A 24,753-nucleotide genomic window follows, 5' to 3' on the forward strand; every position below is an offset into this window, starting at 1 on the left:
ATGTATAAAGTACTAGATGATCTATTTGCAGAACTTAAGGCTGTATTAGGTACTGATGAATTTGCCTGTCATAAGATGACAGATAAAATTATAGTACCAGTATATAAGAACGACACAGATGATATAGGATTAGAGGCGTGGAAGAAGTTTCATTCAACTTCTCCTGTGGAGATAGAAAAAGATGCTTTACTTAAAGAAATGAAAGAAACAAGAAAAAGCATTTATGTAAATAATCTTGATAAAGATAGCAGAAATGCTACTTGTTTTAAAGCTTTTAATATTAAGGCCATATATGCAATACCAATAATTGACAAAAACGAAGCTATAGCTATAATAGTTATGCCAGTATTAAATAGCTACTATGATTACACCGAAGAAAAGAGAGCTTTATGTGAGAAAATAGTGAAAAAATATAATGATTTGATAATAAATTCTGGCTTATTGAGTTAATAACATAAGGGGATAGGGTAAGGTTTACTCTATCCTCTTATTATTTTGCTTCCCTAAGCTTATTCATATAATTTTTTAGTATCTTCTTTAAAAAATATGGTTGTTAATTTGCATTCTTTATCACTAATAATATTACAAAATGTACCATAAAGTAATAAAGGAACTTAAATGTAATAAAATAATATAATTATATTATAAGAACTAAAGTGTTAATTTTAGATTAAAAATGTATTATTTTGAAGAAAGATATTGGCAATGATAAAAAAAAAACGTATAATATATCTGTAATTTATAATTTGTTTAAATAAAAATATTATTAAATTAAAAAATGTACTTTATAAGGGGGATGAAACAATGATAATTAAGGACAGGGAAGGATTGTACGAAATCAAAGTTGATACTAAGAGAAACGTGGTGTATCAAATCCATAATAAAGGCTTATTTACAGCAGAAGCGGTAAAGAGACTTGATGATGATTATCGTACAAAGGTAATTCCTCTATTAGAAGGCAAGAAGTGGGCAAAACTTTGTGACCTACGAAATTATCAAATGACAAGTAATGTGGATGAAATGAATGCTCACAATGTATACTGCATAGAACATGGAATGGCTGTTGGAGCATTAGTAATGGACAGTGCTGTTTTAAAATTACAAATGAACAGATCTGGAAAAGCAATAGGTGTGGCTCCTAATGTATTCAGTAGTGTAGAAGAAGCTGAAGAATGGTTAAAATCTCAAGGATTTTAAGTTAAAAAAGGAACATCTTGGAAGGTGTTCCTTTTTTACTTCCTTGTATAAGGATTTTTTAAATTAATTACATTTATATAAAAACTGGAGAAAAAATATTTATAAGATGTGTTCTTATGTATATCCTTATTTTTTTATTCTATCAATTACTTCAAATATAAAGTTAGGTGTTTCGACAAAAATAACATATAATACTAATGCTAGAATAAAAACATGAAATAGAAATTGTGGCAATGATATTACCCACATAATAAATCCCCTTTTACTAAATTATCATAGTAGATAATGAATAATATTTAATATAGTAGTTATATTATGAAAAAGAGTAGTTTATTCATGAATATTCCAAAATGTATAGAAGGATTTTTAGCTTGAGTTTATATTCTATTGCTTCATTTTATCACTTACCAATTAAGTGAACATATATTAAGAATATAGCCTTTTGTAGATATATTTTTTATGATTAGCTCTATTATTTATTTTAATCAAATGAAGGAGCAAGAAAGATGGTAAGTAAAAATAGTAAGGGAGGCTTAAATAATAATTTAAATGATGGATGCAACAATGACCCTAAAAATCCTTTAGTAGAGCTCTTCTTTTCTCTGCCGCCAAAGCAGTTTTCGCTACTTTCTTCTATAATAGGTATCCTTTTGTTAGATGATTTAACCTTAAATCAGCAAAACTCTCTTGGAAATTTTCTTGTTAATGTTGGTACAAATATTTTAACTGCCGCTGGTCAAGGACAATTACAAGAGGATCAAAACTCACAAAAGAATGGAGTAGAAAAGGAAATTGAAGAGTTGAAGAAAAGGATAGGTTTACTGGAAGAAAAATTGAAAAAACATTAATTAACAATATAATCTACTATAAATAATATTAATTTAGATAAGGATACAGCATCTATTAAACAGTAGTTCAGAACTATTGTTTTATGGGTGCTTTTTTTACATCTTATAGACAATGGTATTTATTAGCTTAGAGCGGAATTTGGTCATTACTACTTTTTAAACTACTATTATTATAGTGAATTTATATAGCTGAAAAAGTCCATAATGAAAGAAAAATATTATTTACTAAAAAAGGAGATAGCTTATGAATTGTCGCAATTGTTCTAGTTGTATAAATAAGGGTTGTATAAGTTGTATTGAGAGAGTTTCTATATTTGCTAGTTTAACGCCGGAAGAAGCTATTGATGTTACTAGTACCATCACACAAAGAAGGTATGAAAAAGGTGAAAATATATATCTTGAAGGAGATAAGGCAGAGAAGTTATTTATAGTTAATGAAGGTAGGGTTAAAGTTGTGAAACTTTCGGAGTCGGGAAAGGAGCAAATAATAAGAGTATTAGGACCGGGTGAATTTATGGGGGAGCTGTCTTTGTTTACTCATGCTCCATTAAATAATAATTCTGAAGCTTTAGAGACAACTACCGTGTGTATTATTGATGGAAGGCAAATTGAAACTTTTATAGAAAGGCGACCAAGTATTGCTTTGAAGATATTAAAAGAAATTAGTATAAGACTTGAAAAGGCAGAAAATCAAATTCAGGCTCTAACTATTCAAGATGTAGAGCATCGATTGGCAAATGCTCTACTTACAATGGCTAATGATGAAAACCTTGTTAATTTAGCTATAAGTAAGAAGGATCTTGCCTCCCATATGGGAATGAGCAGGGAAACTTTAAGCAGAAAGCTTACCAGTTTTGAAAAACAGGGATGGATAAAGCAAGAGGGGCAAAGAAAAATAAAGATAATAAATAGAGAGGCGCTAGAAAGGGTTCTTGGAACTAAGTAATGGACGGTGGACTTTAAAATAGTCCATAGCCCATCACTAATTTAATTGTTATAGGTTGATGTCCACTTATTAATTTCTTCATCAGTAGCTAAAACAAAATGTGTACCGCCTACATTTTGATTACTTCCTTTTGAATAATCGATGCCACTAGTTTTATAATTATAGGATTCTGATATCCTATTTTTCTCTAGAAGTGGGTTTGGACGTGGAATAGCGGATAATAATGATCTTGTGTAAGGATGGATTGGATTTGAGAATATCTCTTCAGTGGTGCCTGTTTCAACTAAATAACCTAAATCAAGCACTCCAATTCTCTGAGATATATATTTAACCATTGAAAGATCGTGAGCAATAAAAAGCAGGGCAGTGTTAGTCTCCTGTTGAATACTTTTTAACAAATTAATAATTTGTGCTTGAATAGATACATCAAGAGCACTTATAGCTTCGTCAGCGATTATTAGTTTAGGGTTCATAATAAGGGCTCTTGCTATTCCTATACGTTGTCTTTGACCGCCAGAAAACTCATGGGGGTATCTGCTGGCATGGCTTTTAGATAAGCCTACCTTTTCTAGAACCTTATACACTTTTTCTGCCCTTTCCTCTTTATTTTTATAAAGATGATGAATATCTAAACCTTCTGCTACAATATCTAATACTGTACTACGGGGTTGAAGGCTTGTCATAGGGTCCTGGAAAATCATTTGCATGTTGCTTCTCAAATGCTTATTTTCCTTTTCATTAAGCTTACCAGATATATCTATTCCATCAAAGATTATACTGCCTTCTGTAGGATTATACAAACGAATAATAGAGCGGCCTATGGTAGACTTACCGCTTCCAGATTCGCCTACAAGACCATAAGTTTCACCTGGGTATATATTAAAAGAAACACCGTTTACCGCTTTTACGGTGTAATTAGCATTTATAGCAAAATATTGCTGTAAATTTTTAACCTCTAAAAGTGGATTTTTGCTTTTCATAATCTTTTACCTCCTTTAGCATCCTGTCAATTCTTCTGCGAAGCTCAATAGGCATATCAATCATTGGTGCATATTCATGAAGTAGCCAGGTTGCGGCATAATGGGTGTCCGAAACTTGAAACATTGGAGGATCTTCAAGCTTATCAATAGCTAAAGCAAAAGCATTTCGTGGTGCAAAAGCATCTCCTAAAATCTCCTGTGATAAGTCTGGAGGGGTTCCTGGTATTGTATATAGCCAGTGATCCTTTGTATCAAGATCTGGCATTGCAGATAGCAGTCCCCAAGTATAAGGATGTTTAGGGTCAAAGAATACTTCTTCTGCAGTACCTTTCTCGATAATTTTTCCAGCATACATAACTGCCACTGTGTCTGCTACTTTAGCAACAACTCCAAGGTCGTGGGTAATAAAGATAACAGAAATATTAAGCCTTTTTTGAAGGTCTTTTATTAGTTCAAGTATTTTTGCTTGTATAGTCACATCTAAAGCGGTAGTAGGCTCGTCACATATTAATAAGTCCGGTTTGCATGCAAGAGCTATGGCAATACAAACTCTCTGCTTCATTCCACCTGAAAGCTGATGGGGATAGTTATCCATACGTTGTTGTGCATCGGTAATTCCAACTAACTCCAAAAGCTCAAGGGCTCTTTCTCTGGCTTCTTTTTTAGAAACTTTATCGTGAAGAATTATACCTTCCGTTATTTGAGCACCAATTTTCATAGTTGGGTTTAGAGAAGTTAGAGGATCCTGAAATATCATGGAAATACGCTTTCCGTTAATTTGTCTTTGTAAATCTTTTTTAGAAAGTTTTAATATATCAACTTCAACTTTTTTATTATCTTTGTAATAAGTGAAATTTATTGATCCAGAAGTAACTTTTGCATTATCATTCATTATACCCATAGCAGCTTTCATAGTTACGGACTTACCGCTTCCACTTTCACCTACTATGGCAAGGGTTTCGCCTCTGTATAAGTCTAGATTCAAGCCTCTGATAGCGTGAATATTGCCTGCGTAGGTATTAAAAGAAATGTTTAAATCCTTTATTGATAATATCTTCTCCTTTTCCATCTATGGAAGCCTCCTATAAATTTATAATTCTCTAATTAATGTAGAATTGATTATATAGCAAAGTTAATCAAAATAAATTGATCTAGGTCAATTTTTTAATGGTAAAGCAATTAAATATCAAAATAACCCTTCAAGTTTTATCGGTTTGCGATAATATCTGCTATTTAATGTGATACAATTTAAGAAATGAATCTTTTGTTAAGAAGTTTTTGGAGTAAGGTTATGAGTATTTATAAAACTTTAATATATGGTAGCTTAGTAAGTTTGTGTGTTTGTACCACTTCGTAAGGTATAACCTTAGCAGGAAGTTGATTTTCCAGACAAGGTTACAAAGCTATTCCAGCTATACTAGTATATAGATATTTGTGCACAGGATTTTGTGAAGAGGTTTTCTTTAGAGGATTTTTATTAAAAAGATTTGAAGCAAGGTTTGGATTTTTACTAGGTAATACCTTGCAAGGTTTTCTATTCGGACTATTACACGGAATTCCTTTTGGAATAACTACTGGAAAAGTAATGGTTACAATTCTATTGACTGTTCTTCCTGGTACTTTAGGTTGGCTTAATGAGAAAGGCTTTAATGGCTCAATATTTCCAAGCTGGTTAGTACATGGTATATTAATTTTTGTGTTGCATGTTTGGAACTATAGATAATAGTAATAGAGATACAAAAATTAGAACTACAAGATGGTGAAGATTTTCTTATGAAATAATTTTAGACTTTAAAAAGAGAGGAGAAAACTAAGTATGGCATTTGATTTTAAAAAAGAATATAAAGAATTTTATATGCCTAAGAACAAAGCGGAAATAGTGAATGTGCCTAAGGTTAACTATATAGCAGTTAGAGGAAAAGGAGATCCCAACGAAGAAGGGGGAGCTTATAAGCAAGCTGTTAGCGTTTTATATGCTGTTGCCTATACTCTGAAAATGAGCTATAAGACCGACTACAAAATTGAAGGTTTTTTTGACTATGTGGTTCCCCCGCTGGAAGGCTTCTGGTGGCAGGAGGGTGTAAAAGGTTTTGACTATAATAATAAATCAGCATTAAACTGGATTTCTGTAATAAGGCTTCCAGATTTTATAAAAGAGGATGATTTTAACTGGGCTGTTGAAACTGCGACAAAAAAGAAAAAGCTAGATTGCTCATTGGCAGAATTTCTTACTATTGATGAGGGGTTATGCGTTCAAATTATGCATATCGGTCCTTTTGATGATGATCCTGCTACCGTTGCTTTGATGGACGCTTATATAGCTGAAAAGGGTTACAAGAATGATTTTAGTGACAGTAGGATGCACCATGAAATTTATTTGTCAGATGTTAGAAGAGTTCCGCCTGAAAAATGGAAAACAGTAATAAGACATCCAATTAAATTATCAAAATAAAAGTTTGAGGTCTGCAAAATAACCTTTGGTGAAGAGCCTAAAGATTATGAGCTATATAATTTCTTGCTTAAAAACGTACATAAGCTGAAACTTAGTCCTTCGGTTAAAATTGATAAAAATAAGGAAGGAAAAATCGATTCCAAGCGTATGCAAAGACAAATCAAAAGGCAATTAGAGAATAAAGGGATTGGTGCAAAAGCACAGCAAGCTTTAAAACTACAATTAGAGCAAAGTAAAAATGAGAGAAAGATAAAAAGGAGACTACAGAAAGACTTTGAAAAGGAACAAAAATTTGTCCTACGTCAAGATAAGAAAAAAGCTAAACATAAGGGTCGGTAGTCTTTTAATTAAAAAGCTATGAGAAGTATGTTGTTATAACCTGACAAATCATTTTCTTCAATGACAAGATAAGATCAATCACTCTTGCTAGAATTATAGTATCAGCAAGAAAGGAAGGAATGGAGTAAAGGATGGAGTGGGTAACTGCAATTAGAGAAGCAATAAAGTATATGGAAGATAAGATGCTAACTGTCAAGGGACCTGAGGAAGTAGCAGATCATGTTCATATGTCACCGATGTATCTTCAGCGTGGTTTTCAAATAATGACTGGATTAACCATTGGAGAGTATATCAGAAATAGAAGATTATACCTAGCAGCAATGGAGCTTTTAAACACTGATAAGAAGATTATTGATATTGCTTTTAAGTATGGCTATGAAACACCAGAAAGTTTCACAAAAGCCTTTACTTGCTTTCACAATGCCTCACCATCAGAAGTTCGAAAGAATAAGGCTTATGTTAAAACCTTCCTTCCGCTGAGAGTAAGTATTATAATTCAGGGAGGAGATAATATGGATTACACTGTAGAAAAAAAGGCTGCCTTTAAAGTAATAGGGTTTTCGCGGGAGTTTTCTTTTGATACGGCTTACAAAGAAATTCCTGAGTTCTGGAATGAGATTTTTAACAAGTATGGAGCAAATATGTTTGCTGGTAATGCACCAGCAAATGCAATTGAACAGGTAGTTTATGATAACCGTATTGGAGAATTTGGGGTTTGCATCGACGATGTAGGTAAAGACGGAAAATTCCGTTATATGATTGCCGGCAGATATGTTGGAGGTAACATTCCAAAAGGTATGGATGTCTATGAGATTCCGGAAGCAAATTGGGCAGAGTTTAAATGCATAGGTCCTATGCCAGAGTCAATGCAGACAGTAAATACTCAGATTTGGAAGGAATGGCTGCCTGGTAATATTGAGTATGAGTTGGCAGGCAAATTTAGCGTTGAATGGTATTCTTCTGCTGGTAATACAAAGGATTCAGATTATCAGAGTGCAATTTGGATTCCGGTAAAAAGGAAGTAATAAATAAGTAAAGTAATATAATATGTTACTTTTAAGAGTATTTATAAGGAAAGCCACCTTTTATATTTACATATAAAAGGTGGCTTTTTATTTTTGTATTGATTTTAGCAAAATTAAATGATAAAATATACGTCATGATATAAATATACAATTATATCATATCATAATTTATTAAAAATGTCAAGAGTTATTGATAAAAGTATTTGAATTGTTTTGGAGGTGATAGTATTGACATTTGGTATTATGAATTTATCTTCATCATTAATAGAAAAACATGCTGTTGATGAAATTGTAAAATGTAATGATATCACTCTTAAATTTGGTTTAAGCTTAACTCTGCAAGAGGCCATGGAATTAGTTAAAACAAGAACTCTTTCGCTAAAGTGTAATGGACGTATAGAATTTGGCGGTGGTGTAATTGGGAAAATCATCAAGGAGTTTTGTGATTCTCCCTATATTTATAAGGCAAATTACGTAGAAACACTTAATGAGTTAATTGAGATTTTTTACTATTATAAAAATGAAACTCTTGATTTGATAAGTGATAATGAACTGATAGCCTTTATGAAAAATGCCTTTGATGGTAAATGCCAAGGATCGCTAGAACTACTATATGGGCGAGAGCTTGAAAAACTAGCTCACAATTTACGGTATGGATATGGTGCTAATTATTCAGAATATGCAGATTGTGAAGAGGAGAATGATGATGACCAATATTGAAAAGCAACATATTATTTATAGTAATAAATTGGCTGGGGAATTCTATTTTATTTCAATTTTACAGGAGGCTCATAGTTGCGGGCTTTTAAATAAGTCTGATATAGAAAATATACAGCTACAATGTATTGATCTTTTAGCATATAAAAGCGAGAGGTACAATATGGGGGATAGCAGTTCTATACGAATTGATACCGCTGAAAGTCTTATGAAATCCATTCTCTATACCATAGGAATATACCTTAAGTCCATACCGAATCGGGACAAGGCTCTATCAGAGTTAATAACAGTAAAGATAGCTGATCTCTATGAGAGGGGCATAGAGCTAGTAAATGTTAAATTTAAAGCCGCAAGGAGATTCTATAATATGGCTAAAAAGAATAAGTTAGATACACTGAATTATTCTTATAATTTCACACTTAATGAAAATGGAATTGGTGTTTTCTTCAAGGAATACAACTCAGAGTTTGAGGCTCATGATATTCCTGCTAATATTGATTATCAGCTATGCAATACTGTGGAGAATTTGACTGGGATAGAATATATTCAAACATATCTTTTCCATCTATATCTTGAGAATGAATTCTGTAGGAATTTTGCTCCGGAGAACATTCATAAGTTACTTTATGGATATGACAAAGATTATGCTGAACTATTGATAAATATCTTTGAACAGGTATTAACAGCAGCCTTAGGATGTGCCCTTGCCAATACTAACATTAGAGAGTTATATCTTTCTAAGAAAGATGTTCAGTATTTGTATAGAAAATTAGTAGCATATGATAATAAGGAACTTATAATAGCTCTTAATATAGCAATGAAGTCTATATTTGAAGAGTTAAATATTATAGAACATTCGCTGAAAGATTATATCGAAAGAAGTTTAACAAAGATTGCTTCTAACATAGAAATTGCACTTAAGTTGAATACTTTAGATAAAGTATTTATAAGGCCAGTTGATCCGAATTTAGTGCCCAAAATTTATTTTGAATCTAGTGCAAAAATGGATGATAAAGAATATAGAAGTTTAATAGAGGAATTACTTAACTGCAGATATTCCTCTGATAAATTAAAAATTATAAAGGAAAAAGTAAACTCCTTTGATGATCTGGATGATTTATTATTGGATACAAGACTGGAGGAAGAGGAATGTATTTCTTTGTTCAATACTCTAGGAGATATTGAGATTGCAGCGTTGCTTAAGAGACACCCCTTTGAATCTGATATTAAAGCAGTAGATTTACCGGAAGAGGAAAGAGCGGTTTCCTTGTACTTAGAAAATTATATTAAAGGGCTTCCAGTTGTGAGGCAAGAGGAAATTAAGAAGATTGTGGATGGTATTGAAGGATTTTGATTGAAGAATCATCGTATATAGTATATATACTATAATGAAAGGTGCTTAATACTAATTTAGCAGGTGAAGGATGTGATTTGTTGAATAAAAATTTATATGATCAATTTCCCTATATTGTTACTGATGAAATAACATTAAGAAAAATTGTAGATTCTGACCTTGATAGTCTTTTTGAAATATATAATAATGAAAATCTCTTTCAATATACTCCGGTAAAGCTGAGAAAGAGTAAGGTTGCTGTGGCACATATGATAGGACATTTCGAAAGGGATTTTTATAAAAGAAAGGGTATTTTTCTTGGAATCTGTCTAAATAATGAACCTAACCATATTGTTGGGGTGGCGGAGATCTTTGACTATTCTGCTGATACAAATATGGTGACAATAGGCTACAGGCTCAATGAATCTTATTGGTCAAAAGGAATTGCTACAAAAACTGTGAAGGCAATGACAGAGTATCTCTTTAGAGATATTGGGATAAATCGTGTACAAGCTTTTGTGATGCCGGATAATATTAAATCACAGAAGGTGCTACAAAGAAATGGATTTGATAAAGAGGGATTGATAAGGCAAGGATACTATTGGAAGGGGCAGGGAGTTGTTGATTTGATAGTATTCTCATTATTGCGGTCAAATGTTGAAATTTAATCATTATATAAAATTAATGGTACAGTGCAAGTAAGTGGGTAAGATGATTTGTAATACCAAAGTATCTTAAAACTTGATACTAGGATATTATATGATAGAATATGGAGTGATAAAAGGATAAACCTAAGAGAAAAACCAACCTTATTAGGAGAGAAGGTAATACTTCGTCCCTTTGAAAATGGAGATATTCAGTATATGATGGAATGTCTAAAGGATCCGGAAGTGTTGAAATTTACTGGTAGTAGTGGGGTATTTGATTGAGATGCAATTGTAGAATGGTATAATACAAGGAATTCTCAAACTGATCGTTTGGAACTTGCAATAGTTGATAAAAATAATAATATTACGGTGGGAGAGGTAGTTTTAAACGAATATAATGAGGACAAACATAGTATGAATTTCAAAATACTAATTGGTGCAAGAGGAAGAAACCGAGGCTTGGGAACAGAAACAACAAAACTGATAATTGATTATATTTTTTAAAATACCAGTTTGAAGCAAGTGACTTTAGGAGCTTATGCCTTTAATCCAAGAGCACAGAGAGTATATGAGAAAATAGGTTTTGTTGTAGAGAGTATAGATAAAGATGATTTGGAATATGAAGGTGAAATGAGCGATGCTTTCAATATGGTATTAACAAGAGAAAAATGAAAAATGATATTTTAATATGTATAAAGTAGTATTACGGCGCTGAAGAAGTGCCGTTTTTATTTGCATACAATTCAATAATACTAAAATTAATAATATTTCTATATATTTAATAATAATTGTATTGTAAGGGTATTCGACAATATGTATAATGAATTATATGACTAAAAACAGGACTATAAAGGAGGCGTTAAAGTTGTTCAAAAATATAAAGGTGAGAAACAAGATATTCGCATTATCATTTTCTTTTATTTTCTTCATTTTTGTAATTTCCCTTAGATCATACCAAACGATGTCTTACCTTAATTCTGAATTAAATTTTGTATACGATAATAATTTGCAAGCTATACAATGGCTTAATGATAATAAAAGTTTAGCTAGCTCAATACAAGCTAACACATATTATATTGTAATGAATGATGGATTAAAACAGGAACAAAGTTCAAGACTTAAGGAAATTAAGGAAAGTGTAATAAAGTTTGAAAATAACTTAGATAGTTATAAGAAAACCAAACTGGATGATTATGAAAAAGAATTGATTCCTGGAATAGAGGAAAGCTGGTCCGATCTTTCAAGGACAAGAGAAGAGATAATAAAGCTAGCTATGAATGGTCAAAGCAATGAAGCTAAGAAAAAGATTGGTGACCTTGATAGTAATGTACAAATTTTTCAAAGAAAGTTACAGGATTTAGCAAATTATAATATAGAGGATGCGGCTAAAGTAAAAGATGATAATAATTCTAAATATTACAAGCTTATTATTATCTTCACTTTAGTAATTGTTTTATCATATCTTTTAGTTTCTTTTTTGACTGTGATGATTATTAGGAGTATAACTGGTCCATTAAATAAAATAAAAGATTTTTCAAATAGAATGAAAAAGGGAGATTTTTCAACAGATATTTCATTAACAAGAAAAGATGAATTTGGCATGATAGGACGAGCGTTGAACGATGCTCAAAAACAAGTAGGAAATTTAATTAGCCAAGTTTTTGAATCTATCAAAAAAATGAATTCAGGAAGCCATGAACTTTCTGCTACCGTTCAGCAGCTTACAGCACAGTTAGAAGAGATGGGCAGAGAAACTTATTCTATAGCTAACGCTTCACAGGAAGTAAGTGCTAGTGCAGAAGAAATTGCTTCTAGCGCAGAAGAGGTAGATGCAAGTATTCAGGTGCTTTCAGATCAAGCTCTTGAAGGAAGTCAAAAAGCAGAAGCAATAAAGAATAAGGCTATAGAAATTAAAGATAGTAGCATTGCTTCCTATGAGCAAATTAAAGTGATACACAGCTCAAAGGATGCTCGAATAAGAGAAGCTCTTAAGAAGGCAGAGGTAGTTGATAATATTAAGGTAATGGCGGATACTATTTCTAGTATTTCAGAGCAAACCAATCTTCTTGCTTTAAATGCTGCTATAGAAGCGGCTAGAGCTGGGGAACAAGGGAAAGGATTTGCAGTAGTAGCAGAAGAGGTAAGAAAACTTGCAGAACAATCTGCAGAGGCAGTAATTAATATTCAAACTACTATACAGGAAGTGAGCGAAGCCTTCCGGGATTTAAGAGACAATAGCTTTGAAATATTAAATTTCTTAAATGAGGATGTAAATACTCAATTTAGTAACTTTGTAGCCATTGGAAATGATTATTTTGAAGATGCAGAATTCTACGCTAAGGTTTCAGAAAATATTGCATCAATGTCTGGTGAAATAAATGCAACAATGGATCAGGTAAGCTCTGCCATAGAAGGTCTAGCTAAGCAATCTCTGAAATCTAGTGAAAACTCAGAAAATATAAAATCAGGAGTAAGAGAAGCAACAATGGCTATGGAGCAAATAGCCCATGCAGCACAAGCACAAGCAGATTTAGCTCAAAATTTATACCAATTAGTTCAAATTTTTAAAGTCTAGCATAATAGCTAGGCTTTATTTTATGTTTCTTAATCAATTTGTCTATAAAGAGATTAGAATTTTAGGAATAAAAAAATACAACTCCCTACTGGAAAAAATTAGAATTAATGATATAATATAATACGGTTTAGATTAACTATTATATCGGCCCTTTATAGGTGCCATTTTTTATTTAATAAATAACTTAATAATAGATTGCTTTTAATAAAAATGCATATTGTAAGAATATTCGACGATATGCATAATGATATAAGTGTTTATCGACATTCACCTTAATTTAGGACTACATAGGAGGGGTTAAATTTGTTTCAAAATTTAAGAGTTAAAAACAAAATTTTTTTACTATCATTTTCTCTTATATTTTTTATTCTTATAATTTCTTTTGGGGCTTATGAGAACATGTCATATCTTAATTCTGAATTACACTCTATGTACGAAAATAATTTAAAAGCTATACAGTGGCTTAATGATAATAAAAATGAGGCTCAATCAATACAAGCCAATACATATTATCTAATACTGAGGAAAGGTATTGTACATGATAAACAGTCGAGACTTGAGGCTATTCAGGAAAGTTTAGTAAAATATCAAGAGAATCTTGAAAAGTTTAAGAAAACTCATCTTGACCAATATGAAAAAAAGCTAATTCCTGAATTGGAGGAAAGCTGGTTAGATTTTTCAAATACTATAGAAGAAATAATGAAATTAATGGATGATGGACAAGCTTATGAGGCTAAGCAAAAACTCAGTGAACTTGACAGTTATACAAATATTTTTCAAGGTAAATTAGAAAAGTTGTCAGAATACAATATAAAGGATGCTGAGAAGGTGAAAAATGATAACCATTCTCAATATATAAATTCTCTAATTTTCTTCACAGTATTAACTATTATAGCATGTATTCTTGCTTTTATTTTAACTATTGTAATTAATAAGAATATAACTGTACCTTTGAATATGATAAAGGACTTTGCAAATAGAATGAAAAAAGGTGATTTTTCCACAGATATTTCATTGACAAGAAAAGATGAATTTGGCATGATAGGTAGAGCATTAAATGATGCTCAAAGGCAAGTTGGAAGGTTAATTAATGAAGTTTTGGAATCAATTAAGAAAATGAATTTAGGAAGCCAGGAGCTTTCTGCTACTGTTCAGCAGCTTACAACCCATTTAGAGGATATGGGAAAAGAAACTTATTCTATAGCTACTGTTTCTCAAGAAGTAAGTGCTAGTGCAGATGAAATTGCTGCTAGTGCAATAGGGGTGGATGAGAGCATTAGGGTTCTTTCAGAACAAGCACTAGAAGGAAGCCAAAAAGCAGAGGCAATTAAAAATAAGGCTATAGAAATTAAAGAAAGTAGCATTGCCTCCTATGAGCAAATCAAAGCGATACACAGCTCAAAGGAAGCAGGTATATTAGAAGCCCTAAAAATGGCAGAAGTAGTTGATAATATTAAATTAATGGCAGAGCCAATTTCTAAGATCTCCGCAAAAACTAATCTTCTTGCTTTAAATGCTGCTATAGAAGCGGCCAGAGCCGGGGAACATGGTAAAGGATTTGGAGTGGTGGCAGATGAAGTGAGAAGACTTGCAGAGCAAACTGCAGAGGAAGTAGTTAGTATTCAATCTACTATAGAAGAAGTACGTCAAGCCTTCCAGGATTTAAGAGACAATAGTTTTGAAATATTAAATTTCTTAAATGATGATGTAAATACTCAGTTTAGTAAGTTCGTAGCCATTGGAAATGATTATTTTGAAGCTGCAGAATTCTATGCTTATGTTTCAGAAAATATTGCATCAATGTCCGGTGAAATAAATGCAACAGTAGAGCAGGTAAGCTTTCAAATAGAAGATTTAGCTATGCAATCTCAAAAGTCTAGCGAAAACTCTGAAAATATAAAATCAGGAGTAAATGAGACTACAACTGGCATGGAGCAAATAAGCCGCGCAGCACAAGTACAAGCAGATTTGGCTCAAAAACTATATGAATTAGCTCAAGTTTTTAAAGTCTAGCGTAAATGCTAGGCTTTATTTTTTTAATGGATATTGCAATCATAATACAATTAAAAATAGAAGTGATAATTGATAGATTAAATTTGAAAGTATTTATTTTTTGCATAAAAAAATTGTAAATACAAACTACTAAGATATAGGGGAGGTGACTATCTTTGACTAGTAGTGAATATAGTTTGAAAAGTTATATAGAGATTATGAATAGAGAAGTAGGTGCTGAAAGTCTTTTAGTTATTAAACATATTCTTTCAGGTAAGGGAGAACCTGTAGATTTAGCTCTTATATATGTTGATGGATTAGTGAATAAAGACATAGTTGACAGAGATATTTTGCATCCCCTTATGCTTCATATAGACGAAGAAATAAATGGTAAAGAGAATTTAGCTGATTATCTTGCCAAAAGATATATAGCTATGAGTAATACTACAATCATGTCAGATATCAATGAGGCAATTATTAATGTAAAAAGAGGTAATTCCATAATATTTGTTAATAATCAGCCGAATTTTATTATAGTAGATACAAAAGGTGGAGAATATAGAGCGATAGAGGAATCAACAGTTGAAATAGCTGCAAGGGCACCTAAAGAAAGTTTTGTTGAAAATATTAGTACAAATATAAGTATGATAAGACGATCTATTAGAGATAAAAATTTAGTCTTTGAAAGAATAACTTTAGGTCAAAGAACTCAGTCGGATATAGTCCTTGTATATTTAAAGGATGTAGCTGATGATGATGTTGTAAATAATGTAAGAGAAAGATTAAAATCAGTAAATGCGGATAGGGCTAATAGCTCTGGAATTGTTGAAAAGTTTATAGAGGATAATACCTATTCAGTATTTCCTCAAATTTACTCAACAGAGAGAGTAGACAAAGTTGTATCAAGGATATTGGAAGGAAGAGTAGGAATACTTATTAATGGTACACCTATGGCTTTAACGGCGCCAGCCACCTTTATGGAGTTTTTTCATTCAGTAGAAGATTATTATGACAGATTTGTCGTTACAAATGCCTTTAGAATAATTAGATTTATAGCCATATTTATAGTTATAACCTCAGCACCAGCTTATTTAGTTATTATTAAGTTTAATACAGAGCTAATACCAGTAAATTTTTTAATACCTATAATTCAATCGAGAATGGATATAGCTCTTACCCCTTTTCTTGAGATATTTTTGATGGAGCTTATAATTGAATTTCTACGTGAAGGAGGATTAAGACTACCAAGTAAAATTGCACAAACTTTAAGTGTAGTTGGGGGTATTATCGTAGGTGACATGGCAGTTGAGTCAAAGTTTGTAAGTCCTACAACCTTATTTATAATTTGTATCTCAGTTGTAGCCTCCTTTGTAACACCAAACTATGAAATGTCTCTTTCAGTGAGATTTATAAGGTTTCCAATGTTAATTCTTGCAAATACACTGGGTGTTCTTGGAATAGCCTTAGGATGGTTTTTTCTGCTTATACATTTGTTTTCCTTAGAAAGCTTTGGAGTGCCTTATTTTGCAATAAATAAATATAGAGATTTGAAGGATAGTATTGTAAGATCTCCTTTTTGGAAAATGAATAATAGACCGGATTCAGTTCCACATAAGGACGATATAAGGCAACAAAGCAATAGGTCCTGGAAGTGGGGAAAGAAAAAATGAAAACAGTAGGAAAGGATGAAATTACGTATCAGGAATATACATATATCATAGTTGGAGCTATCTTCGGAGTAGGAATTTTAGCCCTTCCAAATCGATTAGCTGAAGTATCAAGACAGGATGCATGGATTTCCGCTGCAGTTGGGGGAATTTATCCCTTGTATATAGCACTATTAACAATTTTAATAACAAAAAAGTTTCCAAATGACAATATTTTGTCTATAAGTAAGAAGGTATTTGGTAATTTTTTTGGTTCTATTTTAAACCTTTTATTCTCAGCACATTTCTTCGTAAATCTAATTGGTATTACTACAGGGGCAATGAGTTTATCTATATTATATATAGTAAGTTTTTTAAGTGTTTTTAAAATTTCCATAGTTGTACTTATTTTAGCTGTTTATGGATCATTGTTAGGTTTAAAAGTAATTGGAAGAGTAAATGAGTTTATGTATTATTTAAAGTTTATTTTACTGCTTATACCTTTAGTAGCTTTAAAAGATGGGTCAATGCTAAATGTATCTCCAATTTTTGGCTCGGGAATAAAGAAAATTATAGATGGAAGTGTAAGATCAATATTTGCTTATTCTGGCGTAGAAGTTATGTTGCTATTTTATCCTAATGTAAAAGATAAAGATAAAGTATTTATAAATAAAGCTACATTAAAATCTGTATTTGTTATGATTGTTATATACACTTATTTTACTTTTCTAACAATATATTTTGTAGGACCTACTATAGTTACAAGATCTTACTTTGCAGTTATGTTGTTAAATGAAGCAATAAATCTCCCTTTTATAAACAGCTTTAGATTTTTCTTTATGTTTATTTGGATTATGATTGTTTTTAAAACCATTATTACTAATTATTATAGTTGTAGTTATATTATAAGTAATTTTTCTAAAAAACTAGATATTAGAAAGATATGCTTACTATTGTTTTTCCTTATGATCTTTGCAATCAGTATAGTTCATGATGAAGCAGCCAGGAGAGCATTTTTAAATAAAACCATAAACTATACTTTAGTATATAATCTTATATATGTAACCATAATTACTATAATTATATACTTTAAAAAAGGTGACAAGAATGAAAATTTATAAGCTATATATTTATTTGGTAGTTGTAATTTTTACTTTTTCCTTTTTTATTTCAGGTGTTAAAAGATATGCGGTGGAACAGTTAGCCATAGATTCGGCTATAGGCTATGACCTAGAGAAAAGTGTAGAAGGAATAGAAATTCGTTCTTCTACTGCTTCTAGGTACTTGGTAACGGAGAAGCAAGTAAAGTCTATAAATGTTACAACCAGAGGAGAAACCATTCCTAAACTAAGGGAAGAAAGACAAAGAAGGATGGATAAAAAGATTTTGCTTGGACTAGAAAAGGTCTATGTTATAGGTGAAAACTATGCTAAGCATGGAATAAGAGACCTTTTGGATGTCTATTTTAGAAATCCTGATGTTAGAGATGCAACGCTGTTATGTGTATGTGAAGGTAAAGCAGAGGATATTTTGAAAATTCAAGTAGAAGGATATCCTTCTGCAGGGGATTATATCGAAGGTCTTCTTAGGTATGCAAATGAAATGAACTTTTTTACTGAAAACTATATGTTGATTGATGCTTATGTTAGATTAGAAGAAGAAGGACGCAATTTAGTGCTTCCATATATTACAGCTAAGGATAATATATTTGAGATATCAGGTATGGCTGTTTTTAAGGATGATAAGATGATTACTGTAATACCCAGTCCAAAGCTTAAGTATCTTAATTTATTAAGAGAAACTAATGTAAGTGGCATTATTACTTTACAGAAGGATTCTGATAAGCATATTGGTCTTTTTGCTATAAGTAAAAGAAAAGTTAAATGTTATAAGGAAAATGACAAATATAAGTTCATAATAAATCTAAATCTATCTGGCCAAATTGTGGCCAATGATTATGAACTATTGATGATTGATAAACCAGGAAAAAAGAAGGAAATAGAAGCTAAAATAGCAAAAAATTTGAAGAAGGAATTAGAAGGATTTATAAAGGAATTAAAAACAGAACATAAAGTTGATGCACTAGAGCTTGGCAGAATAGCAGCGGCCAAGTATGGAAGAGATACTGGAGTGGATTGGAATGAAGTGGTAATGAATTCAGAAATAAAGGTTAATGTTTCTTTTAGAATAAACAGGTTTGGAAGGGGAGACTTATAATATAAATTCACAAAGAGAGGGCTGTTGCACAATTAACTGATTTTGTTGATTGTGCAACGGCCTTTTTTATAAAAAAGAATTCCGACGAATGAAGGGACAAAAATAAATTTATTTACTTTTATTTAATTTTTTATATAATATAATTTATTAAAAAAATTGATTTATTGCATAAAAAGGAGAATTTGCTATGAAAAAACTTTTATCAAATTATTTATAACTGCATTTGTTTTCACAAGTTTGGCTGGATGTTCTAAAAATAAAGAGGTTAAAGTTACTGATACATCTAAAAAAACTGTAGAGAAAACTGTTAAAGTCTCTAATAACAATGTTGAAGGTAAGGAGGAAAATAAAACAGAAAGCGTTGCAAATAATGAAAATGACAGCAAAAGGAAGGTGAAAATTTTGATTAAACATATTGTAATGTGGAAATTAAAAGATTTTTCAGAAGGGAAAAATAAACTTGAAAATGCTCAAATAATAAAGAGAGATTTAGAGGCTTTGAAAGATAAAATTAGAGAGCTTAAATATATTGAGGTTGGTATAAATATTAATGAATCTGAACAGGCCTACGATGTAGTTTTATATTCAGAGTTTAACAGTATAAAAGATTTAAATACATACCAAAATCATGAAGAGCATTTAAAGGTTGCAGGATTTATTAGGAAAGTTGTAGACGCAAGAATAGTTACAGATTATGAGACTAACATAAAATAATAAAAGCCCACTAAGTGAGCTTTACTTTTCTATTATTTTATTTTTTACTTCAAGTTGCTGATAGAAAGGTTAGCAACTTTTTCTTTTTTGCTTAGCTTGTGTAATCAACCTAGATATAGATGAAATAAGTAAGACTCCTGTAGCTAAAGCACCAGCGCTGCTTAAGGTTTCCACTCCAAGTTTTAGGGCCTTGTCTAAACTTCCTGTTATAGATTCAAACATAGTATAGTACATACCACCGCCTGGTACTAAAGGAATTAGAGAACATATCACATAAACGGTAACTGGAGCTTTATTTACTCTGGCCATGACTTCCGAATAGATAGCAATTATAATAGAAGCCATGAAATTTGCTGCGGTAATGCTAAAATTTATTTTTTGAAAGAATAAATAAGAAAACCAAGCTATACCTCCGCCTAGGGCAGCAAATAGTATGTTTTTTCCTCTAATATTAAAAATAATTGCAAAACCTAAAGTGGCCAACATAGAATATAAAGTTTCTAGTAACATTAGCTTACCCCTCCAAAAGTAGAAATCCAAAATCCAAGTATCATACCACTGCCAATAGCAATACCTATGGCCACTAAAAAGGCTTCTATGGCTCTAGCTAAACCGGACACTAAATCTCCAGCAATAGTATCTCTTATAGCGTTGGTTATTGCTAAGCCTGGAACCAGAAGCATAATAGAACCAATAACTAATTCGTTAAAGTTTGCTACCAGACCAATTTGATTTAATATTAAAGATATTAACATGGCAAGAGCGCCACCAACTATATTAATGAAAAATTCACTTATTTGTAAATTCTTTAGATATATACTAGCGGATTTAATAAAAAAGCCTGTAATTAAGGCCATGAAAAAATCTTGAAAGGATCCACCCATGATTAATGTAAAGAAACCGGCAGCTAAGGCAGAATAAAAAATGGTCTTTTTGTTACTATATCTTGGGGTATAATCTATTTCTTCTAATATTTTATTTATTTCCTCTATAGAGTCTACATATTTAGATATATTTCTTGATAGTTCGTTGACTTTGCATATTTTTTCTAAGTTTACAGTTCTGACTTGAATTCTTTTTACCATGGAAATTGTATTTCCATCAATAGTTGTTACTGACATCATAATACCGGTAGGGGTAACAAAGCTCTCTGCCCGTCTTACACCGAAAGCTGTGCAAATTCTATTGATAGTATCCTCTACTCTATAAGTTTCACCGCCGTTTTCTAATATGATTCGGCCTGCCTCCACAGCAATATGTACAACAGCATTAATATCTTTATTATTCATATCATCACCTATTTATATATTTATGATATAATTTCAACTTATATATGTAATATTAAAATGTCTAATTCTCCAACTTATTAAGTATAGCATAATTACTTATTATGTAAATAAGAGCTTTTTAATAATTTGTATGGAAAAACTTGTTGATAAATGATAGATTGATATTTATAATTGAATTATGATTTGTAATTGATAAGGAGGAGTGTAAAAATGAATTATAAGCATATTGAAGCCATAGATTCAGAAATTTTGGAGTTAATACAGTCTGAAACTAAAAGGCAAGAAGATAATATAGAGCTTATTGCTTCTGAAAATTTTACAAGCAAAGCAGTGATGGAAGCAATGGGATCTCCACTAACCAATAAATATGCGGAAGGTTATCCTGGAAAAAGATACTATGGTGGTTGTGAAGTTGTTGATAAAGTAGAAGATATAGCAAGGGAAAGATTAAAGGAACTTTTTGGAGCAGAGCATGCTAATGTTCAGCCTCATTCAGGTTCCCAGGCTAATATGGCAGTGTATTTTTCAGTGCTAAATCCTGGAGATACAGTGTTAGGAATGAATTTAAGCCATGGAGGACATCTTACCCATGGAAGTCCCGTTAATTTTTCTGGAAGATTATTTAATTTCGTCTCCTATGAAGTAGATAAGGAAACAGAGACAATAAATTATGATGCAGTAAGAGAGCTTGCATTGCAGCATAAGCCAAAGATGATAGTAGCAGGAGCTAGTGCTTATCCTAGAATAATAGACTTTGAAAAGTTCCGCAGTATTGCTGATGAAGTAGGGGCTTATTTTATGGTAGATATGGCTCATATTGCTGGTCTTGTAGCAGCAGGACTTCATCCTAATCCAGTACCTTATGCAGATTTTGTAACTACTACTACCCACAAAACCTTGAGAGGTCCTAGAGGTGGGGCTATTTTGTGTAAGGAAAAGTATGCAAAGGATTTGGATAAAACCATATTTCCTGGTATGCAGGGAGGACCTTTAATGCATACTATTGCAGCAAAGGCAGTTTGCTTTAAGGAAGCTATGAGTGATGAATATAGGAACTATATGCAACAGGTAGTTAAAAACGCTAAGGTTCTAGCAGAGGAACTAATAGGCTATGGCTTCAAATTAATATCTGGTGGTACAGATAATCATTTGATGTTAGTAGATTTAACTAACAAGGGGATTACAGGAAAAGATGCAGAAAAGCTTCTAGATTCTGTTGGAATAACTGTAAATAAAAACACAATTCCTTTTGAAACCTTAAGTCCTTTTGTAACTAGCGGAATAAGAATAGGCACTCCTTCAGTAACTACAAGAGGCTTTAAAGAAGAGGAAATGAAGAAGATAGCTTACTTTATTAATTATGTAATTGAGAATAAGGATAAGGATTTAAGCAATATTAAAGAAGAAGTTCAAAAACTATGTAGAGATTTTCCTATATATTCATAAAAGTAAGTAGTTAGGAGGGTACTAATGTCAGTAGATTTCACAAAAAATTTAGATAATATAATAGAATACTTTCATAAAAGAGGGGCCTTTTTAACCACTAAAAACAAAGACGAGCTTAATACTATGACAATAAGCTGGGGTAATGTAGGATTTGTTTGGGGTAAGCCAATATTTACAGTATTCGTTAGAAAGTCAAGACATACCCACCATATAATAGAAGAAAGCGGAGAGTTTACAGTAAGCATACCTATGAAAGATACATTAAAAAACGCTTTAGCTATATGTGGATCTAAATCAGGTAGAGATGTAAATAAGTTTGAAGAAGCTAATATATCTACTATAGAAGGAAAGGAAGTAAATACACCAGTAATTGCAGACTGCGGTATGTATTTTGAATGTAAGGTTATTTACAAGCAAGATATGTCTCCAGAATTTTTAAGAAAAGATATTGTAAATACCTCTTATATTGATGATGACTATCATACTATTTATTATGGTGAAATAGTTAGTTGTTATCAAGGAAAGTAAATATAATCCTTAAATAAAAAATTCAACCTCAAGGTTGAATTTTTTATTTATTTTCTAGGTTGACAATAGTATTGATTTGTAATATACTTTGAATATCAAAATAAATATTTTGATTCTCAAAATATTTGATAAACAAGCAGGATGAGGTGAAAATTTACTATAACTATGGAAAAAAGTTTTAATGTTTTGAATGAATTATTGGTAGAGCTTTTTAATGACATTCTTCAAATTGAACAGAATGCATTAAAGCAGGGAAAAATTAATGACCTTTCTGTGACAGAGATACATACTATAGACGCCATTGGAATGTACGAACCAAGAAGTATGTCAGAGGTAGCTGCAGATTTAAAGATTACTGTGGGAACCTTAACTACAGCAATAAACAAGTTGATAAAAAAAGGTTATGTAGAGCGACAGAGAATTGAGGAAGATAGAAGAGTTGTTTTAGTTAAACTCACTAAAAGTGGAAAATTAGCTTATAGACTTCATGAGAAGTTTCATAAGGACATGATTAAAGCTACAATAGAAGGTTTAAGTGAGGATGAAGAAAAGATTCTAATTAGTGCCTTAGAGCAACTTAATAACTTTTTTAAGAGTAAATATAATTTGAATGGTAGCAGTGAGGAGAAGTGATATGAAAGAAGTGTATATAAGTGGCACCGGAAAGTACCTTCCAGAAAATATAGTAACTAATGATGATTTGGCAAAGATAGTGGATACTAGTGATGAGTGGATAACTACAAGAACAGGTATAAAAGAAAGAAGAATAAGCAGCGGTGAAGATACTTCCTTAATGGCTACTTATGCTGCTAAGTTAGCTTTAGAAAATGCGGGAATAAGTGCTGAAGAATTAGATTTTATAATTGTTGCAACTACTACACCGGATAATTTTACTCCATCGGCAGCTTGCTTGGTTCAAAGTAATCTAGGTGCTGCAAAGGCTGCGGCCTTTGACATTAATGCAGCATGCACAGGTTTTATATATGCGCTGAATGTAGCGACTCATCTTTTAAAAAGCGGACCCTACAAACACATTTTGGTTATAGGGGCGGAAACATTATCCAAGATTGTAAATTGGAAGGATAGAAACACCTGTGTATTGTTTGGTGATGGTGCCGGTGCTATTGTTTTAAGTGCTTCCATGAAAAAAGGTGTAGGTACTATAATTTTAGGATCTGATGGACAGAAAGGTGAAGTTTTGCAAAGCCATGCTCTGCCGGTAATCAACCCTTTTATAAAAACTAATGATTTACAAGATAAAAATCATTATGTTGCTATGGATGGGAGAGAGGTTTTTAAATTTGCTACTGGGGTTATGGTTGACAGTATAGAAAAATTACTTCAAAGGGAAGAAATAAACATATCAGAAGTAAAATATATTGTTCCTCACCAAGCTAATTTTAGAATAATTGATTATGCTGCAAAAAAATTAGATGTGGATATTAATAAATTCTATGTGAATTTAGATAAGTATGGTAATACATCTAGTGCTAGTATACCGATAGCTCTGGATGAACTTAACAAAAAAGGTCTTTTAAATAAGAATGACAATGTAATAATGGTAGGCTTTGGAGGTGGATTAACCTTTGGGGCTGCCCTTGTAAAATGGCAAAAATAAAAATGGAGGTATGTAAAATGGTGTTTGAAAAAGTTAAGGAGATTATTGTTGATCAATTAGGGGTTGATGAGGAGGAAATAACCTTGGAAACCACCTTTGAAGATTTAGGAGTAGATTCTTTAGACTTGTTTCAAATAGTTATTGAAATTGAGGAAAGCTTTAACATTAAGATAGAAAATGCTGAGGATATAAAGAGTGTAAAAGATGCTGTAGAATTTATTGAAGCCCAGAAGTAGATTGATAT

27 protein-coding genes and 1 pseudogene are annotated in these 24,753 nt (G+C 31.7%); 24 read left to right on the forward strand and 4 right to left on the reverse strand.

The genetic code is table 11. The annotated features are described in order from the left end of the window. The 4 genes from N3C_RS01455 (at nucleotide 1) to N3C_RS01470 (ending at nucleotide 2,991) form a co-directional block, all read left to right on the forward strand. Nucleotides 1–450: a hypothetical protein gene (locus N3C_RS01455; RefSeq protein WP_074364294.1), complete on the forward strand. Its 450-nt coding sequence runs from the start codon at nucleotides 1–3 to the stop codon at nucleotides 448–450. A gap of 354 nt (nucleotides 451–804) precedes the next feature. Continuing rightward, the gene (locus N3C_RS01460; RefSeq protein ID WP_074364295.1) at nucleotides 805–1,197 is read left to right on the forward strand and encodes a hypothetical protein; all 393 of its coding nucleotides are present in this window, start codon (nucleotides 805–807) and stop codon (nucleotides 1,195–1,197) included. A gap of 506 nt (nucleotides 1,198–1,703) precedes the next feature. Then, complete coding sequence (locus N3C_RS01465; protein WP_074364296.1) at nucleotides 1,704–2,045, forward strand: hypothetical protein; 342 nt, start codon at nucleotides 1,704–1,706, stop codon at nucleotides 2,043–2,045. A 244-nt stretch (nucleotides 2,046–2,289) separates the two neighbouring features. Then, nucleotides 2,290–2,991: a Crp/Fnr family transcriptional regulator gene (locus N3C_RS01470; protein WP_074364297.1), complete on the forward strand. Its 702-nt coding sequence runs from the start codon at nucleotides 2,290–2,292 to the stop codon at nucleotides 2,989–2,991. A 41-nt stretch (nucleotides 2,992–3,032) separates the two neighbouring features. Here the strand turns inward: N3C_RS01470 and N3C_RS01475 are convergent, their stop codons facing one another. Next, nucleotides 3,033–3,971 (reverse strand): ABC transporter ATP-binding protein, encoded by a 939-nt coding sequence (locus tag N3C_RS01475; protein ID WP_074364298.1) that lies wholly within the window; start codon nucleotides 3,969–3,971, stop codon nucleotides 3,033–3,035. Then, nucleotides 3,940–5,040, reverse strand: a complete 1,101-nt coding sequence (locus tag N3C_RS01480) for an ABC transporter ATP-binding protein (protein ID WP_074364299.1) — start codon at nucleotides 5,038–5,040, stop codon at nucleotides 3,940–3,942. The genes N3C_RS01475 and N3C_RS01480 overlap by 32 nt, the downstream gene beginning before the upstream one ends. Nucleotides 5,041–5,385: 345 nt before the next feature. Here N3C_RS01480 and N3C_RS01485 point away from each other — a divergent pair, with 345 nt between their 5' ends. The 15 genes and pseudogenes from N3C_RS01485 (at nucleotide 5,386) to N3C_RS01550 (ending at nucleotide 19,628) form a co-directional block, all read left to right on the forward strand. Continuing rightward, on the forward strand, nucleotides 5,386–5,694 hold the full coding sequence (locus tag N3C_RS01485) for a CPBP family glutamic-type intramembrane protease (protein ID WP_278280995.1): 309 nt from the start codon (nucleotides 5,386–5,388) through the stop codon (nucleotides 5,692–5,694). A 93-nt stretch (nucleotides 5,695–5,787) separates the two neighbouring features. Further along, nucleotides 5,788–6,423: a GyrI-like domain-containing protein gene (locus tag N3C_RS01490; protein WP_074364301.1), complete on the forward strand. Its 636-nt coding sequence runs from the start codon at nucleotides 5,788–5,790 to the stop codon at nucleotides 6,421–6,423. A 12-nt stretch (nucleotides 6,424–6,435) separates the two neighbouring features. After that, nucleotides 6,436–6,762: pseudogene (locus N3C_RS01495) on the forward strand (YjdF family protein); the annotation flags it as partial. A 131-nt stretch (nucleotides 6,763–6,893) separates the two neighbouring features. Next, nucleotides 6,894–7,787 carry an AraC family transcriptional regulator gene (locus N3C_RS01500; RefSeq protein ID WP_074364303.1) on the forward strand — a complete coding sequence of 298 codons (894 nt, stop codon included), beginning with the start codon at nucleotides 6,894–6,896 and terminating at the stop codon, nucleotides 7,785–7,787. A 228-nt stretch (nucleotides 7,788–8,015) separates the two neighbouring features. Continuing rightward, nucleotides 8,016–8,507 (forward strand): DUF6323 family protein, encoded by a 492-nt coding sequence (locus N3C_RS01505; protein ID WP_143312569.1) that lies wholly within the window; start codon nucleotides 8,016–8,018, stop codon nucleotides 8,505–8,507. Then, nucleotides 8,467–9,858, forward strand: coding sequence for a DUF6179 domain-containing protein (locus N3C_RS01510; RefSeq protein WP_242944024.1), 1,392 nt, complete (start codon nucleotides 8,467–8,469; stop codon nucleotides 9,856–9,858). Before N3C_RS01505 ends, N3C_RS01510 begins: the two co-directional genes overlap by 41 nt. Nucleotides 9,859–9,938: 80 nt before the next feature. Further along, a complete protein-coding gene (locus N3C_RS01515) occupies nucleotides 9,939–10,505 on the forward strand; it encodes a GNAT family N-acetyltransferase (RefSeq protein WP_074364305.1) in 567 nt (188 codons plus the stop codon). 267 nt (nucleotides 10,506–10,772) lie between these two features. Continuing rightward, nucleotides 10,773–10,988, forward strand: coding sequence for a GNAT family N-acetyltransferase (locus tag N3C_RS15195; RefSeq protein WP_278280996.1), 216 nt, complete (start codon nucleotides 10,773–10,775; stop codon nucleotides 10,986–10,988). Between the two features lie 9 nt (nucleotides 10,989–10,997). Continuing rightward, a complete protein-coding gene (locus N3C_RS15200; RefSeq protein WP_207648602.1) occupies nucleotides 10,998–11,156 on the forward strand; it encodes a GNAT family N-acetyltransferase in 159 nt (52 codons plus the stop codon). Nucleotides 11,157–11,313: 157 nt separating this feature from the next. Next, the gene (locus N3C_RS01525; RefSeq protein ID WP_074364306.1) at nucleotides 11,314–13,059 is read left to right on the forward strand and encodes a methyl-accepting chemotaxis protein; all 1,746 of its coding nucleotides are present in this window, start codon (nucleotides 11,314–11,316) and stop codon (nucleotides 13,057–13,059) included. A gap of 303 nt (nucleotides 13,060–13,362) precedes the next feature. After that, nucleotides 13,363–15,072: a methyl-accepting chemotaxis protein gene (locus tag N3C_RS01530; protein ID WP_074364307.1), complete on the forward strand. Its 1,710-nt coding sequence runs from the start codon at nucleotides 13,363–13,365 to the stop codon at nucleotides 15,070–15,072. A gap of 155 nt (nucleotides 15,073–15,227) precedes the next feature. Beyond that, on the forward strand, nucleotides 15,228–16,721 hold the full coding sequence (locus N3C_RS01535; protein WP_074364308.1) for a spore germination protein: 1,494 nt from the start codon (nucleotides 15,228–15,230) through the stop codon (nucleotides 16,719–16,721). Next, nucleotides 16,718–17,818 carry a GerAB/ArcD/ProY family transporter gene (locus N3C_RS01540; protein ID WP_074364309.1) on the forward strand — a complete coding sequence of 367 codons (1,101 nt, stop codon included), beginning with the start codon at nucleotides 16,718–16,720 and terminating at the stop codon, nucleotides 17,816–17,818. The genes N3C_RS01535 and N3C_RS01540 overlap by 4 nt, the downstream gene beginning before the upstream one ends. Further along, nucleotides 17,805–18,914 (forward strand): Ger(x)C family spore germination protein, encoded by a 1,110-nt coding sequence (locus N3C_RS01545; RefSeq protein ID WP_074364310.1) that lies wholly within the window; start codon nucleotides 17,805–17,807, stop codon nucleotides 18,912–18,914. Before N3C_RS01540 ends, N3C_RS01545 begins: the two co-directional genes overlap by 14 nt. A gap of 402 nt (nucleotides 18,915–19,316) precedes the next feature. Continuing rightward, on the forward strand, nucleotides 19,317–19,628 hold the full coding sequence (locus N3C_RS01550) for a Dabb family protein (protein WP_074364338.1): 312 nt from the start codon (nucleotides 19,317–19,319) through the stop codon (nucleotides 19,626–19,628). A gap of 69 nt (nucleotides 19,629–19,697) precedes the next feature. On the opposite strand, the gene N3C_RS01555 is transcribed toward N3C_RS01550, so the two are convergent. Together N3C_RS01555 and N3C_RS01560 are read right to left on the reverse strand one after the other, a co-directional pair. Next, nucleotides 19,698–20,138, reverse strand: coding sequence for a threonine/serine exporter family protein (locus N3C_RS01555; RefSeq protein ID WP_074364311.1), 441 nt, complete (start codon nucleotides 20,136–20,138; stop codon nucleotides 19,698–19,700). After that, nucleotides 20,138–20,917 (reverse strand): threonine/serine exporter family protein, encoded by a 780-nt coding sequence (locus tag N3C_RS01560; RefSeq protein WP_074364312.1) that lies wholly within the window; start codon nucleotides 20,915–20,917, stop codon nucleotides 20,138–20,140. The genes N3C_RS01555 and N3C_RS01560 overlap by 1 nt, the downstream gene beginning before the upstream one ends. A 210-nt stretch (nucleotides 20,918–21,127) precedes the next feature. Here N3C_RS01560 and glyA point away from each other — a divergent pair, with 210 nt between their 5' ends. From glyA to acpP, 5 genes are all read left to right on the forward strand, one after another. Then, nucleotides 21,128–22,363: a serine hydroxymethyltransferase gene (gene glyA / locus N3C_RS01565; RefSeq protein ID WP_074364313.1), complete on the forward strand. Its 1,236-nt coding sequence runs from the start codon at nucleotides 21,128–21,130 to the stop codon at nucleotides 22,361–22,363. Nucleotides 22,364–22,387: 24 nt separating this feature from the next. Then, nucleotides 22,388–22,891 carry a flavin reductase family protein gene (locus N3C_RS01570; protein WP_074364314.1) on the forward strand — a complete coding sequence of 168 codons (504 nt, stop codon included), beginning with the start codon at nucleotides 22,388–22,390 and terminating at the stop codon, nucleotides 22,889–22,891. 165 nt (nucleotides 22,892–23,056) lie between these two features. After that, nucleotides 23,057–23,524: a MarR family winged helix-turn-helix transcriptional regulator gene (locus N3C_RS01575; RefSeq protein WP_074364315.1), complete on the forward strand. Its 468-nt coding sequence runs from the start codon at nucleotides 23,057–23,059 to the stop codon at nucleotides 23,522–23,524. Between the two features lies 1 nt (nucleotide 23,525). Further along, nucleotides 23,526–24,509 carry a beta-ketoacyl-ACP synthase III gene (locus tag N3C_RS01580; protein ID WP_074364316.1) on the forward strand — a complete coding sequence of 328 codons (984 nt, stop codon included), beginning with the start codon at nucleotides 23,526–23,528 and terminating at the stop codon, nucleotides 24,507–24,509. Nucleotides 24,510–24,526: 17 nt separating this feature from the next. Beyond that, nucleotides 24,527–24,745, forward strand: a complete 219-nt coding sequence (gene acpP, locus N3C_RS01585; protein ID WP_074364339.1) for an acyl carrier protein — start codon at nucleotides 24,527–24,529, stop codon at nucleotides 24,743–24,745. The last annotated feature ends 8 nt before the right edge of the window (nucleotides 24,746–24,753 follow it).

Source organism: Clostridium sp. N3C, from assembly GCF_900095445.1.
In the GTDB taxonomy this organism is placed as follows: Bacteria; Bacillota; Clostridia; order Clostridiales; family Clostridiaceae; genus Clostridium_AU.

What these genes read in the sequence shown, in the direction of transcription:
- N3C_RS01455 (WP_074364294.1), top strand. Translation starts at nt 1, where the DNA reads ATGTATAAAGTACTAGATGATCTATTTGCAGAACTTAAGGCTGTATTA.
- N3C_RS01460 (WP_074364295.1), top strand. Translation starts at nt 805, where the DNA reads ATGATAATTAAGGACAGGGAAGGATTGTACGAAATCAAAGTTGATACT.
- N3C_RS01465 (WP_074364296.1), top strand. Translation starts at nt 1,704, where the DNA reads ATGGTAAGTAAAAATAGTAAGGGAGGCTTAAATAATAATTTAAATGAT.
- N3C_RS01470 (WP_074364297.1), top strand. Translation starts at nt 2,290, where the DNA reads ATGAATTGTCGCAATTGTTCTAGTTGTATAAATAAGGGTTGTATAAGT.
- N3C_RS01475 (WP_074364298.1), bottom strand. Translation starts at nt 3,971, where the DNA reads ATGAAAAGCAAAAATCCACTTTTAGAGGTTAAAAATTTACAGCAATAT.
- N3C_RS01480 (WP_074364299.1), bottom strand. Translation starts at nt 5,040, where the DNA reads ATGGAAAAGGAGAAGATATTATCAATAAAGGATTTAAACATTTCTTTT.
- N3C_RS01490 (WP_074364301.1), top strand. Translation starts at nt 5,788, where the DNA reads ATGGCATTTGATTTTAAAAAAGAATATAAAGAATTTTATATGCCTAAG.
- N3C_RS01500 (WP_074364303.1), top strand. Translation starts at nt 6,894, where the DNA reads ATGGAGTGGGTAACTGCAATTAGAGAAGCAATAAAGTATATGGAAGAT.
- N3C_RS01510 (WP_242944024.1), top strand. Translation starts at nt 8,467, where the DNA reads ATGCAGATTGTGAAGAGGAGAATGATGATGACCAATATTGAAAAGCAA.
- N3C_RS01525 (WP_074364306.1), top strand. Translation starts at nt 11,314, where the DNA reads ATGACTAAAAACAGGACTATAAAGGAGGCGTTAAAGTTGTTCAAAAAT.
- N3C_RS01540 (WP_074364309.1), top strand. Translation starts at nt 16,718, where the DNA reads ATGAAAACAGTAGGAAAGGATGAAATTACGTATCAGGAATATACATAT.
- N3C_RS01545 (WP_074364310.1), top strand. Translation starts at nt 17,805, where the DNA reads ATGAAAATTTATAAGCTATATATTTATTTGGTAGTTGTAATTTTTACT.
- N3C_RS01555 (WP_074364311.1), bottom strand. Translation starts at nt 20,138, where the DNA reads ATGTTACTAGAAACTTTATATTCTATGTTGGCCACTTTAGGTTTTGCA.
- N3C_RS01560 (WP_074364312.1), bottom strand. Translation starts at nt 20,917, where the DNA reads ATGAATAATAAAGATATTAATGCTGTTGTACATATTGCTGTGGAGGCA.
- glyA (WP_074364313.1), top strand. Translation starts at nt 21,128, where the DNA reads ATGAATTATAAGCATATTGAAGCCATAGATTCAGAAATTTTGGAGTTA.
- N3C_RS01570 (WP_074364314.1), top strand. Translation starts at nt 22,388, where the DNA reads ATGTCAGTAGATTTCACAAAAAATTTAGATAATATAATAGAATACTTT.
- N3C_RS01575 (WP_074364315.1), top strand. Translation starts at nt 23,057, where the DNA reads ATGGAAAAAAGTTTTAATGTTTTGAATGAATTATTGGTAGAGCTTTTT.
- N3C_RS01580 (WP_074364316.1), top strand. Translation starts at nt 23,526, where the DNA reads ATGAAAGAAGTGTATATAAGTGGCACCGGAAAGTACCTTCCAGAAAAT.
- acpP (WP_074364339.1), top strand. Translation starts at nt 24,527, where the DNA reads ATGGTGTTTGAAAAAGTTAAGGAGATTATTGTTGATCAATTAGGGGTT.